This window comes from Paracoccus limosus (assembly GCF_009711185.1).
GTDB lineage: Bacteria > Pseudomonadota > Alphaproteobacteria > Rhodobacterales > Rhodobacteraceae > Paracoccus > Paracoccus limosus.
In genome coordinates this window covers 67,292-82,198 of the sequence record NZ_WMIF01000013.1, presented here as the reverse complement: position 1 = coordinate 82,198, position 14,907 = coordinate 67,292, and the positions used below count along the sequence as shown (strand labels likewise).

Genomic DNA, 14,907 nt, shown 5'->3' with positions numbered 1-14,907 from the left:
CATCGGCGGGTTTGGCGATGAAAACATGCGCAAGGGGTGGATGCCGCAACCATGGCATCCGCCGCCCCTTGGCAAGCCCGCCTGCCGGGCCCGCAAAGGGCGCCCGGCGCGGCGGCTAGTCCTTGATCCGGGTGATGTCCTGCACCTCATCCGCCTGCACCAGCACCTCGCGGGGCAGGGGATGGCTGATGAAATAAAGCGGGCTCGCGGTCGGCCCATAGCCGCCGCATTGATGGATCGCCAGCAGGTCGCCCTCATCCAGCCGGTCCAGCAGGACACCGCTGCCGAGCTTGTCGATCGAGGTGCAAAGCGGGCCGGAAATGTCGTGCTTTTCCTCGGCGCGGCTGCCGCCCTGATCGCCACCGATGCGGTGCATCACGTAATTGCGCCGCAACACCATGCCGAAATTGCCCGAGGCGGCCAGATTGGCGTTCAGCCCGCCGTCGCAGATCGCGATGCGGGTGCCGCGCGATTGCTTGACCGAGATGACGCGGGTGACGAAATAGCCCGCCGGCCCGACCAGATAGCGCCCCAGTTCCAGCACCAGCCGGCACTGCGCCAGACGCGGCTGGGCGCGGAACGCGTCCAGTTCGGCCGCGATGCCTTCGGTGATCAGCGACAGGTCCAGCGCCGTATCTCCGGGGTGATAGGGGATGCCCAGACCCGAGCCAAAGACCAGCTTTTCCGGCATCAGGTCCAAAAGCTCGCAGCTTTGCGAAAACACCCGCATGAAGATGCGCCAGTTCTCGCAGATCGCCTCGGGCCGCAGGCTTTGCGTGCCGGAATAGATGTGCAGTCCGATGATGCGCAGGTTCGGCAGCGCCGCGATCTGCGGCAGGATTTCCGGCGCATCCTCGATGTCGATGCCAAAGGCGCTGGGACGGCCCGCCATCTGGTCGCCAAAGCCCTTGGGCACGCGGTCGGGCGTCATGCGCAGCAGGACCGGCTGCACCAGCCCCAGTTCGGCGGCGATGGCATCGGCCAGCCGCGCCTCGCGCAGGCTCTCGATCACCAGCTCGCCAAGTCCGGCAGCGATCACCGGGCGCAGCTCGGCCTCGCGCTTGGCCGGGCCGGTAAAGCTGATGCGTGCAGGCTCCCATCCGGCCTGCTGGCTCAGCGTGAATTCCCCGCCCGAGGAAATGTCCAGATATTCGACCTGATCGCGCATCCATGACAGCAGCGCCGGGTTCGGGTTGGTCTTGACCGCATAGCTGACCGCGAACCAGCGCCCGAAATGCCGGCGCAGCCCGCTCAGTCGCTCGGCGATGGTTTCGGTGAAATAGACATAGGCGGGGGTGTCAAAGCGCGCCGCCGCCTCGGCCAGCGCCTGATCGCGGCGGACCTCAGCCGAGGCTGTCGACATAGGCCCGGATCCGTTCAACCGTATCGAAATTGTCCAGCGTGACATCGCCGGGCTGGATAGTGGCGCCGGTGCGCTCTTCGATGAAGGTGATCAGGCTGACCATCGAGACCGAGTCCAGAAGCCCGCTGGAAAACAGCTCGGTATCGCCGTCCAGCGCCTCCTCGATATTGAGGTCGTTCTTGAGATAACCGATCAGGTCTTCAACGTTCAAACTCATCCTGTCCTGCCTTGCTTTCAAGTCCTGTTCGCTGCGGCGCCCGCAGCCGCGATGACGGCCGGGCGATCAAGCTTGCCGCTGGCGGTGCGCGGCATGGCCCCCGGCCAAGTATGGATCCGTTGGGGCCGCATATAATGGGGCATCGCCCTGGCGCAATGCGCAATCAGCGCCGGCTCGCCCGCATCGGCCAGATAGCTGACCGCGACATGCACCGCCTGACCCAGATCGGCATCCTCGACGCCCCAGGCCACCACATCGCCGACCAGCCCGCTTTGCGACAGCGCGTCCTCGACCTCGGTGGGCGACAGGCGAAAGCCCAGCGTCTTGATCATCTCGTCCATGCGGCTGACGAACCACATATCGCCATCCTCATCGACCCGCACCAGATCGCCCGACCAGACCACCGGCGCATCGCCGATCAGATGCGCCAGCTCGGGGCAGGGGCGGATCTTTTGCGCAGTGACCTCGGGCTGTTCCCAATAGCCCATGCTGACCAGCGGCCCGGCATGGACCAGCTCGCCCTGTTCGCCGGGGCCGGCAATACCGATCCCGGGCTTGATGGCAAAGACCTGCGCATTGGGGATCTGCCGGCCGATCGAGCCCATCTTGGCCGCGAATTTCGCCGGCGGCAGATAGGTCGAACGGAAAGCCTCGGTCAGGCCATACATCAGGTAGATGTCCACGCCCGGAAAGACCTGCGGCAGCAGTTCCAGGATGTTGGGCGGGATTTTCCCACCGGTATTGGTGATGCGCTTCAGCGCCGGCAGCGGCATAGGCTGCTGTTCCAGCAGGCGCACGATCTGGTTCCACAAGGGCGGCACACCGGCGATGCCGGTCACGGCCTCGGCTGCGGCCATGCGCAGGATCTCGGCCGGCATGGTCAGCGGCTGGTGCACGATGGTGCCGCCCAGCAGCATCATCGTCGTCAGCTGGTTCAGTCCGGCATCGAAACTGTAGGGCAGCACCGACAGCAGCCGGTCGTCCTGATCCAGCCCCAGATATTGCGCGACTGAAATCGCGCCCACCCGGATATTGCGGTGCGACAGCATCACGCCCTTGGGCGCGCCGGTCGAGCCCGAGGTATAGATGATCATCGCCAGCGTCGCCGGATCGCAGCTCTCGGGTGCGGCGCCGCTGTCGGCGGGCAGTTCGGACCAGCAATCGGCACCCTCGGGCGCAGCGCCCGGCTTGCCCTGCACCAGAAATGCCGTGCCGGGATCCAGCGGGTCCACGGCGCGCAGCCCCTTGAGCGCGGGTCCGGGCAGGATCAGCGCGCGGGCGCGACAGTTGCGCGCCACATAGGCCAGCTGCTGGCCGGTCCAGCGCGTGTTGACATTGACCACGACCGCGCCGGCCTTCCAGGCGCCGAACATCGCGGCCACCTCGTCGATGCCCTTGCGCAGATGTACGATCACCCGCTCGCCCGGCTGCACGCCACGCGCCCGCAGCCAGTCGCAGATGCGCCCGGCCTCGGCGGCCAACTCGGCATAGGTCACACGGCGTCCGGCATCTACGGCCGCGACATGTCCGGCGCGGTCCGCCAGATTGTCGGCCAGCATGGCCCACATGCTACGATCGAAATCGCAGCCGGCTTCGGTCGGGGGCAGGGAATTCATTCGGCCGCCTGACGCTTGGCTGCAAAGATCGGCAGGCTGGGATAGATTTTGGCCGGCGATCCGATCACGACGGAATCCGAGGGCACATTGGTGGTGACCGAGGTATTGGCGCCGATCCGCACCCGGTCGCCGATGGTGATCGGGCCCAGCACGGTCGAATTGACGCCGATAAAGACATCGTCACCGATGATCGGCGCACGGCCGCGCATATTGGTGCCGATGGTGACGTTATGCATGACTCCGCAGCGGTCGCCGACCACCACCTGCGGATGGATCGACAGCGAGCCCTCGGCATGGATGATGTGGAAATCCTCGCCCAGCTTGACCTGCGGCGGGATCCAGATCTTGGTGACGTTCAACACGAAAATCTTGAAAAAGCCGTAGACCTTGCAGGCCAGCCAGCGCCCGACCGGGTTGCGCACCGTCAGCGCCCAGCTGCCCCAGCGATAGATCAGCAGCGAAACGAAGGCGGCTTCGGTCAGGGAACGACCATGGCGGATGAAATCCCCGCGTATCAGCTCGAACAGCGTCATGCATACTCGCTCAATTGGTTCCGACAGAAATATTCTGCAGTGACTATGTTTGCGACATCGTTAACGGCATGCAAACCGCAGTCTGCGCTCGTATTTCTTATAGTTCCTTGGTGGTTCATGTCCAGACTCCGGGCCGAATCTTCCCGGGAAATGCAGGAATGGCCGCTCTGCATGGCCGGGGCGGCTCAGCGGTCGCGGCGCTCGGAGGCGCGGATGGCAAGCGCAAGGCTTTGGGCGATCAGCGCGTGATCGGCCAGCGAAGGGTGCCAGAAACAGGCCGAGCGCTCCAGCTGCGGCAGCACCACCAGCGTGGCGCGCGCGCCATCGGCCTGTAGTGCGGCAAAGGCCTCGCGATAGGGCTCGACCAGCGGCGCGCCATATTCGCCAAAAGCCAGCAGAACCTGCAGCGCATCGGGGTTTTCACGCACGCGGGCGCGCAGGAATTCGGTCAGCGCCGGGCCGAAATCGCGACTCAGCGCGGCAAGGTCGGACCAGGGCTCGCCCGGCGTCAGTTCGGTGCCGAAATCGTTCGAGCCGATTCCGGTCACCACCACATCCGCCGCCGGTTGCGGCAGGCCCGAGGCCGCCGGTTCGCCGGGCAGCGCCAGCGGATAGCGGCTGCGCATGGTGGCGTCCTGCGCCGCGCCGCCGTAATTGCGCAGCAGGCCAATCCCCGAGCGCGCGATCATGCGATAATCCGTTCCCAGCGCCGCCGCCAGCGCCGGACCAAAGCTGGCACTGGTGTCTGTGCGGGCAAAAACCTCGGCCTCGGAGCAGTCGCGCTGCGTAGCGCCATTGGCAAAACCCACGGTATCCGAATCGCCGATGAATTCGATCAGCCGCGCCGCCGGCGGTGGCGCCGGCAGGGCCGCGCCCGCATCGCGACGGATCAGGATGCCGCCGAAATTCGCCGGCATGAAGGACTCGCTGATCTTTTCGACGCGGATCTCATGCGCGCCCGGCGCCAGCCCGCGCAGATGCAGGTCGCGGCCACCGGGCAGGGCCAGATCAATGCGCCCGCTGCGCCCGCCATCCAGCAGCACCCGCCAGCGGTTGATGCCGTCGTTGAACCGCACCCATGCCTCGGTGCCCTCAAAGCGCGCGCTGACGTGAAACCCCGGCCATTCCTGACGCAAGGCCCCCTCGGGCCCCGGCGCGGCCCGCCCGACTATCCGCAGGGGCAGCGCGACCAGCCCCGGCTGTGGCATCTGCAACGCCCCCACGGGGCGGCTGCCATCCGCGCCTTGGGCGACGACCAGCGCCGGAAGCGGCTCCGCCAGCTGCTGCCCTCTTGGCCGCGCCACCAGCCCGACCACCAGCAGCAGGCTTGCCGAAACAGCCGCCACCCCCCAGAACCGCTTCCACATCTTGCCTCGCTTTCGAATTGTCGGGATCATGCGTCGGCCCAGCCGACAGGTCCAGTGCCTGCTGCGGGCGGATCGGCAAGGCACAGCTCGGAGGACATATGCGCAACTATCTGGTGGCCAGCGATCTTTCCGCGCGTTCGGATGCCGCTCTGGCCCGGGCGCTGGCGCTGGCGGCCGCGGATCAGGCCGCAGGCCGCCCCGCCCACGTCCGCCTGCTGCATGTCATCGACGAAGCCGCAGGCCATGCGGCCCATGCCACCGATCTGCTCGCCGCGCAGGTGCAGCGGGTCGCGGGCCCCGGCGCCCCGGTCCAGCCCTGCACCATTGCAGGCGATCCCGACGAAACCATTCTTGCCGAGGCCGAAGCCCTTGATGCCGCGCTGATCCTGATGGGGGTGCCACGCCCGCGCCGCTTTCCGCTGTCGCTCGCCGGCACCACGGCCGAACGTGTCCTCTCTGCCACAAACCGGCCGCTGGCGGTGATCCGCCGCCCGGCGGGCACGGCATGGCAGCGGCAGATGCTCGCGCTTGAGGACGCGCCGGCCAGCCTCGATCTATTGCACCGGGCGCGCGATCTCGGCCTGATCGCCGGCGCCGATGTCACTGTCCTGCATGCCACCAACCTGCCGGGCCCCGACCGGCTGCGCACCGGGGGCATGAGCTCGGTAACCCTGCAAAGCCTCGACATGCATGCGATGGAGGAACTGGAGCATCGGCTGCGCCGCCGCTGGCGCGAGGCTCTGGCCAGCAGCGCGCATCTGGATTTCGCCCTGCGCCACGGCCCGCCCGCCCCCGCCATCACCGGCCTGCAGGCCAGTGGCCATTTCGATCTGGTGGTGATGGGTGCGCGCGGCCATGGCAGCCTCTTGCGCAACCTGCTCGGCTCGACCAGCGCCGAAATCATCCGCGATCTCGACACCGACCTGATCTGCCTACCGCTGGCCGACTGACCGCAACGAAAAGGGGCCAAGGGCAATCACGCCCCGGCCCCCGGTCTTTCACCATTTTCCAAATACCCATGCGGCGCCCGCCAAGGGGCGCCACGGCCGGGCTCAGCGCGCGGCGTCGAACACCGGCTGATAGATCGCCTTCAGGCGCGTGACCGCCTCTTGCGGCGACATTTCCTCGGATTCGCCGCTGCGGCGCGAGGTCAGCTCGACCTTGTTCGCCGCCAGACCGCGCGGTCCGACGGTGATGCGCCACGGCAGGCCGATCAGGTCCATGGTGGCGAATTTCGCGCCGGCGCGCTCGTCGCGGTCGTCATAGAGCGGATCGAAGCCCTGCGCCTTCAGCTCGGCGTAAAGCGCCTCGCAGGCGCTGTCGGTCGAGGCATCGCCCTGTTTCAGATTGACGATGCCGACATGGAAGGGCGTCACCCCCTCGGGCCAGATGATGCCCTTGTCGTCATGACTGGCCTCGATGATCGCGCCCAGCAGACGCGAGACGCCGATCCCGTGCGAGCCCATATGCACCGGCACACGGTTGCCATCGGGGCCGACGACAGTGGCGCCCATCGGCTCGGAATATTTGGTGCCGAAATAGAAGATCTGGCCCACTTCGATACCGCGCGCGGAACGACGGCGTTCCTCGGGGATCTGTTCGAACAGCGCCGCGTCATGGGTTTCATCGGTGCGGGCATAGCGGCTGGTGAATTCCTCCAGCACGGCCTGACACTGCTCGACGCTGTCATAGTCGATGCTGCGGGTGCCGAATTTCAGATCGGTGATCTCGCTGTCATAGAAGACTTCGGATTCGCCAGTTTCGGCCAGCACGAGGAACTCGTGGGTATAGTCGCCGCCGATCGGGCCGCCATCGGCGCGCATCGGAATGGCTTGCAGACCCATGCGCTCATAGGTGCGCAGATAGCTGACCAGATGCCGGTTATAGGCGTGCAGCGCATCTTTTTTGGTCAGGTCGAAGGTGTAGCCATCCTTCATCAGGAATTCGCGACCACGCATCACGCCAAAGCGCGGGCGGATCTCGTCGCGGAACTTCCACTGGATGTGATACAGCGTCAGCGGCAGGTCCTTGTAGGAGGACACATGGCTGCGGAAGATGTCGGTGATCATCTCCTCATTGGTGGGCCCGTAAAGCAGGTCGCGCTTGTGGCGGTCCTTGATGCGCAGCATCTCTTCGCCGTAATCGTCATAGCGGCCCGACTCGCGCCACAGATCGGCCGATTGCAGCGTCGGCATCAGCATGGCGATGTGACCCGCGCGGGCCTGTTCCTCATGCACGATCTTCTGGATGTTGTTCAGAACCTTGAAGCCCATCGGCAGCCAGGAATAGATGCCCGCCGCCTGCTGCTTGATCATGCCGGCCCGCAACATCAGCCGGTGGCTGACGATCTGGGCCTCTTTGGGGTCTTCTTTCAGAACGGGCATGAAATAGCGCGACAGACGCATGGCGGAATCCTTCGTGATGGCAGGCATCGGGTTAGCGCAGCGCGAACCAGTGGGCAACGGGCTTCCTTGCATCAGGGCGCGCGACCGGCCAAATAGAACTCGGATGAGCGCAAAGGAGAGGACATGCGGCTGCCGGCACAGAAGCAGGTCTGGTATTGGAGCGGCGCGCTGGCGGTGCTGCTTCTGGCGTTATGGCTCTTGGGCAACCAGATCATGCCCTTCATCCTGGGTGCGGCGGTGGCCTATCTGCTGGATCCGCTGGCCGACCGGCTGGAACGGCTGGGCCTGTCGCGCACGCTGGCGGTGGTGGTGATCTCGCTGATCGCGGTGCTGCTTGTCGTCGCGGTGGTGCTGACGCTGGTGCCGCTGCTGGTCAAGCAAAGCACGCAGCTGGTCAGCACCGCGCCGCAGATGGCCGAACAGTTGCAGCAGTTCCTGATGGGCCGCTTTCCGCAGATCTTTGCCGAGGGCAGCACCATCAACACCGCGCTGACCGACATCGGCAAGAAGATCAGCGACAGCGGCATGCAGGTGGTCTCGACCGTGCTTGGCTCGGTCATGGGGGTGTTCAGCCTGCTGGCGCTGGTGGTGATCGTTCCGGTGGTGGCGTTCTACCTGCTGTTGGACTGGGACAATATGGTGGCGCGCCTTGACGACCTGCTGCCGCGCGACCATGCCGAGACGGTCCGCAGCCTCGCGCGCGAGATCGACCGGGCGCTGTCGGGATTCGTGCGCGGGCAGGGGCTGGTCATCCTGATTCTGGGCACGTTCTATTCGATCGGCCTTGGCATCGTGGGCCTGCCCTTTGGCGTGGCCATCGGCGTGATGGCGGCCTCGCTGTCCTTTATCCCCTATGTCGGAGTGCTGATCGGCGGCGCCACCGCCATTGGCGTTGCGCTGTTCAGCTTTTGGGGCGACTGGATGCATATCGGCGCCGTGGTTGCGATCTTTGCCGCCGGCCAGTTCGTCGAGGGCAATTTCCTGCAACCCAAGATCGTCGGCGGCTCGGTCGGCGTGCATCCGGTCTGGCTGATGCTGGCGCTGACCGTCTTCGGCAGCATCTTCGGCTTTGTCGGGCTGCTGGTCGCGGTGCCGCTGGCGGCGGCTCTGGGCGTTCTGGTGCGCTATGGCATCGGCCGCTACAAGGAAAGCGCGCTCTATACGGGCCGCGAAGTGCCGGCGCCGCCACCGCCGCCCACGCTGATCGAGGTGGTGCCGCGCGGCACCGTCGCCAATCTGCGCCGGCTGGCACAGCTGTCCCATGACGTGCGCGTGGCCGAGATCCAGCGGCAAGAGGAACTGGCCGAGCTGGTCGATGAACGTCAGGAACGCGCCCGCCGGCACCGCTTCCCGGACAACGGCCACGAGGGCCCGCCCTCGCCGGTGCAGCTGCATGTCGAGGCGCGTCAGGCCGAGGCCCATGAGCGCGACAGGCAAAAGTCCGACGGGAAGGACGATTGAGTTGGCCCGCCAGCTGGCTCTGGACCTGACAATCCCCCCGGCGCTGTCGCGGGACGATTTCCTGACCACATCGGCCAATCGCGATGCGCTGGCGATGCTGGACCGCCCCGCCGCATGGCCGGGCGGGCGGTTATTGCTGATCGGCGGACCGGGTTCGGGCAAGTCGCATCTGGCCCGGTTCTGGGCCGAAGAAAACGGCGCGCAGATCCTGCGCGCCTCGAGTATTTCGCCGGGCAGCGTCGATGCCGCCCTGCCGCCCGGTGGCGCGCTGGTGGTCGAGAACGCCCATGAGATCGCCGGCATCTCCGAGGCCGAGGATGCGCTGTTCCACCTGTGGAACCTTGCCGGCGCGCGTCAGGTGCTGCTGCTGATCACCGCCCGGATGCCGCCGCGCGACTGGGGCATCCGGCTGCCCGACCTGATGTCGCGGCTGAATTCGGCCGCGCAGGCGGTGCTGGGCCCGCCCGATGACGCGCTGTTGCCTGCCGTGCTGGTCAAGCTGTTCGCCGACCGTCAGATTCAGGTCGCCCCCGATGTGGTCGATTGGCTGACGCTGCGCATGGAGCGCGATCTGGGTCTTGCCCGGCATCTGGTTGCGGCCATAGACCGCAAGTCTCTGGCCGACCGCCGCCCCGTCACCCGCCGTTTGGCCGCCGAATTGCTGGACAAGCTTTCGCCGGTCGAGCCATCATCAACGATTACCCTTCATTCCAGCGACAAGTCATGACCCAGGCCGATTTCCTTCGCGTTCCCTTTCCGCAGCCGCGCGACCTGCCCGATGGCACCCCCGAAGGGCCGGCGCGCTTTTTCAACCGCGAGATCAGCTGGCTCAGCTTCAACTGGCGCGTGCTCGATGAGGCGCGCAACCCCCGTGTGCCGCTGCTGGAACGGCTGCGCTTTCTGTCGATCTCGGCCACCAATCTCGACGAATTCTATACCGTGCGCGTCGCCGGCCTGCGGGAACTGGTGCGCGAGGCGAACCCGGCGCTGTCGGATGACGGGCTGACCGCGGCCGAACAGCTGGGGCTGGTCAATGCCGATGCCCGCCGCCTGATGGGCGCGCAGCAGGCGGTCTGGAACGGGCTGCGCCGCGAGATGGAGCTGGCCGATATCACCATCCTGTCGCGGTCGCGCGTCACCCCCGCCGAACAGGAATTCCTGCACCGCTATTTCAGCGAGCAGGTGTTTCCGGTGCTGTCGCCCTTGGCCATCGACCCGGCGCATCCGTTCCCCTTTATCCCCAATACCGGCTTTTCGCTGGCGGTCGAGCTGGCGCGGGAAAGCGATGGCCGGCAGATGCAGGCGCTGCTGCCGATCCCGCAGCAGATCGCGCGCTTTGTCGCGCTGCCCGGCGGCAAGCGCTTCCTGCGGCTGGAGGACTTGCTGCTGATGCATCTGCCCAGCCTATTCCCCGGCTATCGCGATATCGGCCATTGCGCCTTTCGCGTGCTGCGCGACAGCGATTTGGAGGTCGAGGAAGAGGCCGAGGATCTGGTGCGCGAATTCGAGACGGCGCTGAAACGGCGCCGGCGCGGCTCGGTCATCCGGCTGAAGATCACTGCAGGCTCGCCGGTGCGGCTGCGGCGCATCATCATGCAGGAACTGCATGTCGATCCCGAGGAAGTGGTCGAGGTCGAGGGGCTTCTGGGCATGGCCGACCTGCGCGAGCTGGTGCTGGACAACCGCCGCGACCTGCAATGGCCCGCCTTTACCCCGCGCGTGCCGGAACGGGTGCAGGATCATGGCGGCAATATCTTTGCCGCGATCCGGCAAAAGGACATGCTGCTGCATCACCCCTACGAGACGTTCGACATGGTGGTGCGCTTCCTGAACCAGGCGGCGGCCGATCCCAATGTCGTGGCGATCAAGCAGACGCTTTACCGCACCTCGCGCGACAGCCCCATCGTCGAGGCGCTGTGCGAGGCTGCGGAATCGGGCAAGTCGGTGACCGCGCTGGTCGAGCTGAAGGCGCGTTTCGACGAGGCCGCCAACATCCGCCAAAGCCGGCGGCTGGAACGGTCCGGCGCGCATGTGGTCTATGGCTTCACCCAATACAAGACCCACGCCAAGATCAGCGCCGTCGTCCGGCGCGAGGGCGATCAGCTGGTGACCTATACCCATTTCGGCACCGGCAACTATCACCCGATCACCGCGCGCATCTATACCGATCTGTCGTTCTTTACCTGCGACCCGGCGCTGGGGCGCGACGCCTCGAAAGTGTTCAACTTCCTGTCGGGCTATGTGCAGCCGGACGGGCTGGAGAATCTGGCGATCTCGCCCATCGACCTCAAGCAGCGGCTGGTCGACCTGATCGCGCGCGAGGCGGAATTTGCCCGGCGCGGCCGCCCGGCCGAGATCTGGGCCAAGATGAACAGCCTGATCGACAAGGAGGTCATCGAGGCGCTTTACGACGCCAGTCAGGCCGGGGTGCGGATCAATCTGGTCATCCGCGGCATCTGCGGCCTGCGCCCCGGGATCGCGGGACTGTCCGACAACATCCGCGTCAAGTCGATCGTCGGCCGATTTCTGGAACATTCGCGCATCGTCTGTTTCGGCAATGGCCACGGCCTGCCGTCGAAAAAGGCGCGGGTGTTCTTCAGCTCGGCCGACTGGATGGGACGCAACCTGAACCGGCGCGTCGAGGATCTGGTGGAATGCCACAATGAGACGGTCAAGGCGCAGATCACCAGCCAGATCATGGCCGCCAACCTTGCCGATGAGGCGCAGAGCTGGCTCTTGCAACCCGATGGCCGCTACCTGCGCTATCTGCCGGCGGGCAAGGACGATCTGTTCAACTGTCACAAATTCTTCATGGAAAACCCGTCTTTGTCGGGTCGAGGCACCAAGGGCGCACGTGACGTTCCGGCGCTGACCCATTCGGCGGATTGACGTCGAAAGGTTAATCGCCCATCCATCCCCTGCCATCAGATGTGGTAACGGAATCGAGAGGAAGCCGATGAACGGTGTTGTGACCGCAAGCGGAGAAACCATCGAACCCTTCGGGCGCTCGCTGTTCGAGCGGGTGTCCGAACGGTCACTGAGCCGGGTTGGGGTGGTCGATGTCGGCTCGAACTCGATCCGGATGGTGGTCTTTGACGGTGCAGCCCGTTCGCCGGCCTATTTCTACAACGAAAAGGTCATGGCCGGGCTGGGGCAGGGGCTGGCCACCACTGGCCGGCTGAACCCCGAAGGCGTGCGGCGCGGCATGTCGGCGCTGAAACGCTTTGCCGCGCTGGCCGAGGGCATGGGCATCAAGCCGCTGACCTGCGTCGCCACCGCCGCCGTGCGCGAGGCCGAGGACGGCCCCGCCTTTCGCAAGGCCGTCGAAGAGGAAACCGGGCTGAAGCTGTGGGTCATCGACGGCGAGGAAGAGGCGCGGCTGTCGGCGCAGGGCGTGCTTCTGGGCTGGCCAGAGGCGCGCGGCCTTGTTTGCGACATCGGCGGCAACTCGATGGAGCTGGCCGAGCTGGAGGGCGGCCAGGTCGGGCGCCGCATCACCACGCCGCTGGGTCCCTTCCGCCTGCAACAGGTCAAGGGCGGGCAGGACGGGCTGCGCCAGCATATCCAGACCATCATGGAAGAGGCCGCCGACAAGCTGGGCCGCGACCATGATCAGATCTATCTGGTCGGCGGCTCGTGGCGGGCCATCGCGCGGCTGGACATGGAGCGCGCCAATTATCCCATGACCGTGCTGCACGAATACCGCATGTCCAGCCAGGACGTGCTGCAGACCGTGAAATGGATCGGCGCGCAAAACCTGTCCGATCTGCGCGGCAAGCTCTCGATCTCGTCCAGCCGGATGGAACTGGTGCCGCTGGCCAGTCAGGTGCTGCGCCAACTGGTGCTAAGCCTCAAGCCGAAATCGCTGGCGGTGTCCTCATACGGCATCCGCGAGGGGCTGCTTTACGAACAGATGCCGCTGAGCCTGCGCTCGCGCGATCCGCTGCTGGAGGCGGCGCGCTTTTCGGAGCGGCAGATGGCGCGGATGCCCGGTTTCGGCAAGCGGCTCTACCAGTTCCTTGAGCCGATCTTCAAAAGTGTCGGACCCGAGCGCGACCGTCTGATCAAGGCCGCCTGCCTGCTGCATGACACCACATGGCGCACCCATCCCGACTATCGCGCCGATGCCTGTTTCGACAATGTCACCCGCGCCAATATGGCGGCGCTGTCGCATCCCGAACGGGTGTTTCTGGGGCTGGCGCTGCTGCATCGCTACAAGAACAGCCGGGCCGATTCCCCGATGGCGCCGCTGTTCACCCTGCTCGACGACAAGGAAATCAAGGACGCCGAGGTGCTGGGCAAGGCGATGCGCTTTGGTGCCATGTTCTCGGTCAAGGATCCGGCCGAGGCGGGCACGCTGAAGTTCTTTCCCAAGAAAAAGATCCTGGAACTGCGGCTGACGCGCACGGGTCAGGCGCTGATGGGCGAGGTGGCCGAAGCACGTTTCCGTGCGCTGGCCGCGGCGCTGGAAGCCGAGCCGATTCTGACGGCGCATTAGCCCGTTTCGTCTGGATGTCTTTCCGCCTTTTTGCGTAGTTGCAGCGCGTCGGCCGAAATCCGCCGACGCATTTTTGCTGCATCCGCACGGAAAATTCAATCATAACGGGATTTATCGGCACTGATATCCTGCGCAGGGCGTTCCCGATCAGTCTAAACGCGCAAAAACTATCTATACAGACAGGTTCCGAGCAATCGTTAGTTGTGGCAAGAACATGCTTACGAAGACGGTGAGCTTATGATTGTTTTGTCAGCGTTGCCTTGTTAGCCGCTTACCGTCAACGCAGTTTTGTTTACGATTTTATGTTTTTGATAGCCAAGCTGGGGGCGGCTTAGCCGCCCCAAGTCTTTTCAAGCACACCGATCCAGTTCCGCCATGCGATCTTTTCGGTCAGCTCGCGCCCATAACCATGCGCCAGCATCGCCTGAACCAGATTCTGCAACATCGAGGCATCGGCCAGATCTTCGGGCATCTGCGCACCGTCGAAATCCGAACCCAGCGCCACGCCATCCTCGCCCAGCAGGGTGATCAGATGATCCAGATGCCGCAGCATGATCTCGAACCCGTGCATCGGATCGCGGCGGCCGTCGGGATGCAGGAAGCCCACGGCATAGTTCAGCCCGACCAGCCCGCCGCTTTCGGCCATCACCCGCAGCTGGCGGTCGGTCAGGTTGCGCGAACTGGGCGCCACGGCATGGGCGCAGCTGTGACTGGCGACCAGCGGCGCATCCGACAGCGCGGCCACGTCGTCAAAGCCCTTTTCGTTCAGATGCGACAGGTCCAGCAGGATGCCCAGCCGGTTGCATTCCGTCACCAGCTGCTTGCCCAAAGGCGTCAGACCGGGTCCGGTATCGGGCGAGGACGGAAAGGCAAAGGGCACACCATGGCCATAGGCGGTCGGCCGCGACCAGACCGGCCCCAGCGAGCGCAGCCCCATCGCGTGCCAGACATGCAGCGCGTCCAGATCGGCGATCGGCTCGGCGCCCTCGATATGCAGGATGGCGGCGATACGGCCGGCGGCAATGGTCTCGCGGATCTGCGCCGCGCTTTTGCAGATTGTCAGGGTGCCCGACCGCTCCATCGCCATCAGCGCCCCGGCCTGCGCAATCGCATGGGGCAGCGAATCGGCATTGCTGACCTCATCGGGCAGGGGCAGCGCAAAGGGAGGGTTGGCCTTGAGCATCGCGGCCAGCGAATCCTCCTCGGTTTCGGGCGAGGGGGTCCAGATGGCGAAAAAGCCGCCGACAAAGCCGCCCGCCCGCATCCGGGGCAGGTCCAGATGACCGGTGCCGTCGCCCTGCAACCACAGCTGATCGCGCTGCGGGCCTGCCGCCACCATGCGCTGCAGAAAATCGTTGTGACCGTCGAAAACCGGAATCATGGCCTGCCTCATTGCTTTGCGCGCAACATGAGACGGTTGCGTCGCGACCGCAAGGCAGGTCGGGTC

The 14,907-nt window shown here is 65.5% G+C and carries 12 protein-coding genes; 5 read left to right on the top strand and 7 right to left on the bottom strand.

Translation table 11 applies throughout. The features are described 5' to 3' along the window. Positions 1–115 precede the first annotated feature (115 nt). The 5 genes from GL279_RS10880 to GL279_RS10860 form a co-directional block, all read right to left on the bottom strand. Positions 116–1,363 (bottom strand): type III PLP-dependent enzyme, encoded by a 1,248-nt coding sequence (locus GL279_RS10880; RefSeq protein ID WP_155064659.1) that lies wholly within the window; start codon positions 1,361–1,363, stop codon positions 116–118. Next, on the bottom strand, positions 1,344–1,580 hold the full coding sequence (locus GL279_RS10875; protein ID WP_155064658.1) for an acyl carrier protein: 237 nt from the start codon (positions 1,578–1,580) through the stop codon (positions 1,344–1,346). The genes GL279_RS10880 and GL279_RS10875 overlap by 20 nt, the downstream gene beginning before the upstream one ends. 17 nt (positions 1,581–1,597) lie before the next feature. Further along, entirely contained in the window at positions 1,598–3,196 is a 1,599-nt protein-coding gene (locus tag GL279_RS10870) for an AMP-binding protein (RefSeq protein WP_155064657.1), read from the bottom strand. Then, positions 3,193–3,729, bottom strand: a complete 537-nt coding sequence (locus GL279_RS10865; protein WP_155064656.1) for a serine acetyltransferase — start codon at positions 3,727–3,729, stop codon at positions 3,193–3,195. The genes GL279_RS10870 and GL279_RS10865 overlap by 4 nt, the downstream gene beginning before the upstream one ends. 185 nt (positions 3,730–3,914) lie before the next feature. Then, positions 3,915–5,096, bottom strand: a complete 1,182-nt coding sequence (locus tag GL279_RS10860) for an SGNH/GDSL hydrolase family protein (RefSeq protein ID WP_155064655.1) — start codon at positions 5,094–5,096, stop codon at positions 3,915–3,917. A 98-nt stretch (positions 5,097–5,194) separates the two neighbouring features. On the opposite strand from GL279_RS10860, the gene GL279_RS10855 reads away from it, so the two are divergent. Continuing rightward, positions 5,195–6,046: a universal stress protein gene (locus GL279_RS10855; RefSeq protein ID WP_155064654.1), complete on the top strand. Its 852-nt coding sequence runs from the start codon at positions 5,195–5,197 to the stop codon at positions 6,044–6,046. 102 nt (positions 6,047–6,148) lie between these two features. Here GL279_RS10855 and proS read toward each other — a convergent pair whose 3' ends face one another. Next, complete coding sequence (proS, locus tag GL279_RS10850; protein ID WP_155064653.1) at positions 6,149–7,501, bottom strand: proline--tRNA ligase; 1,353 nt, start codon at positions 7,499–7,501, stop codon at positions 6,149–6,151. Between the two features lie 123 nt (positions 7,502–7,624). Between proS and GL279_RS10845 the strand changes: the two genes are divergently transcribed. The 4 genes from GL279_RS10845 (at position 7,625) to GL279_RS10830 (ending at position 13,460) form a co-directional block, all read left to right on the top strand. Beyond that, positions 7,625–8,962, top strand: coding sequence for an AI-2E family transporter (locus GL279_RS10845; protein WP_155064652.1), 1,338 nt, complete (start codon positions 7,625–7,627; stop codon positions 8,960–8,962). Position 8,963: 1 nt separating this feature from the next. Beyond that, a complete protein-coding gene (locus GL279_RS10840; RefSeq protein WP_155064651.1) occupies positions 8,964–9,689 on the top strand; it encodes a P-loop NTPase family protein in 726 nt (241 codons plus the stop codon). Further along, positions 9,686–11,851 (top strand): RNA degradosome polyphosphate kinase, encoded by a 2,166-nt coding sequence (locus GL279_RS10835; RefSeq protein WP_155064650.1) that lies wholly within the window; start codon positions 9,686–9,688, stop codon positions 11,849–11,851. Before GL279_RS10840 ends, GL279_RS10835 begins: the two co-directional genes overlap by 4 nt. Positions 11,852–11,918: 67 nt before the next feature. Next, entirely contained in the window at positions 11,919–13,460 is a 1,542-nt protein-coding gene (locus tag GL279_RS10830) for a Ppx/GppA family phosphatase (RefSeq protein WP_155064649.1), read from the top strand. A 331-nt stretch (positions 13,461–13,791) separates the two neighbouring features. Here GL279_RS10830 and GL279_RS10825 read toward each other — a convergent pair whose 3' ends face one another. Beyond that, a complete protein-coding gene (locus tag GL279_RS10825) occupies positions 13,792–14,841 on the bottom strand; it encodes a dipeptidase (RefSeq protein WP_155064648.1) in 1,050 nt (349 codons plus the stop codon). Between the last annotated feature and the right edge of the window lie 66 nt (positions 14,842–14,907).

Bases quoted from the DNA above. Each gene is read 5' to 3' on its own strand.
- GL279_RS10875 (WP_155064658.1), bottom strand. From the start codon at position 1,580: ATGAGTTTGAACGTTGAAGACCTGATCGGTTATCTCAAGAACGACCTC.
- GL279_RS10830 (WP_155064649.1), top strand. From the start codon at position 11,919: ATGAACGGTGTTGTGACCGCAAGCGGAGAAACCATCGAACCCTTCGGG.
- GL279_RS10870 (WP_155064657.1), bottom strand. From the start codon at position 3,196: ATGAATTCCCTGCCCCCGACCGAAGCCGGCTGCGATTTCGATCGTAGC.
- GL279_RS10880 (WP_155064659.1), bottom strand. From the start codon at position 1,363: ATGTCGACAGCCTCGGCTGAGGTCCGCCGCGATCAGGCGCTGGCCGAG.
- GL279_RS10825 (WP_155064648.1), bottom strand. From the start codon at position 14,841: ATGATTCCGGTTTTCGACGGTCACAACGATTTTCTGCAGCGCATGGTG.
- GL279_RS10855 (WP_155064654.1), top strand. From the start codon at position 5,195: ATGCGCAACTATCTGGTGGCCAGCGATCTTTCCGCGCGTTCGGATGCC.
- proS (WP_155064653.1), bottom strand. From the start codon at position 7,501: ATGCGTCTGTCGCGCTATTTCATGCCCGTTCTGAAAGAAGACCCCAAA.
- GL279_RS10835 (WP_155064650.1), top strand. From the start codon at position 9,686: ATGACCCAGGCCGATTTCCTTCGCGTTCCCTTTCCGCAGCCGCGCGAC.
- GL279_RS10845 (WP_155064652.1), top strand. From the start codon at position 7,625: ATGCGGCTGCCGGCACAGAAGCAGGTCTGGTATTGGAGCGGCGCGCTG.
- GL279_RS10865 (WP_155064656.1), bottom strand. From the start codon at position 3,729: ATGACGCTGTTCGAGCTGATACGCGGGGATTTCATCCGCCATGGTCGT.
- GL279_RS10860 (WP_155064655.1), bottom strand. From the start codon at position 5,096: ATGTGGAAGCGGTTCTGGGGGGTGGCGGCTGTTTCGGCAAGCCTGCTG.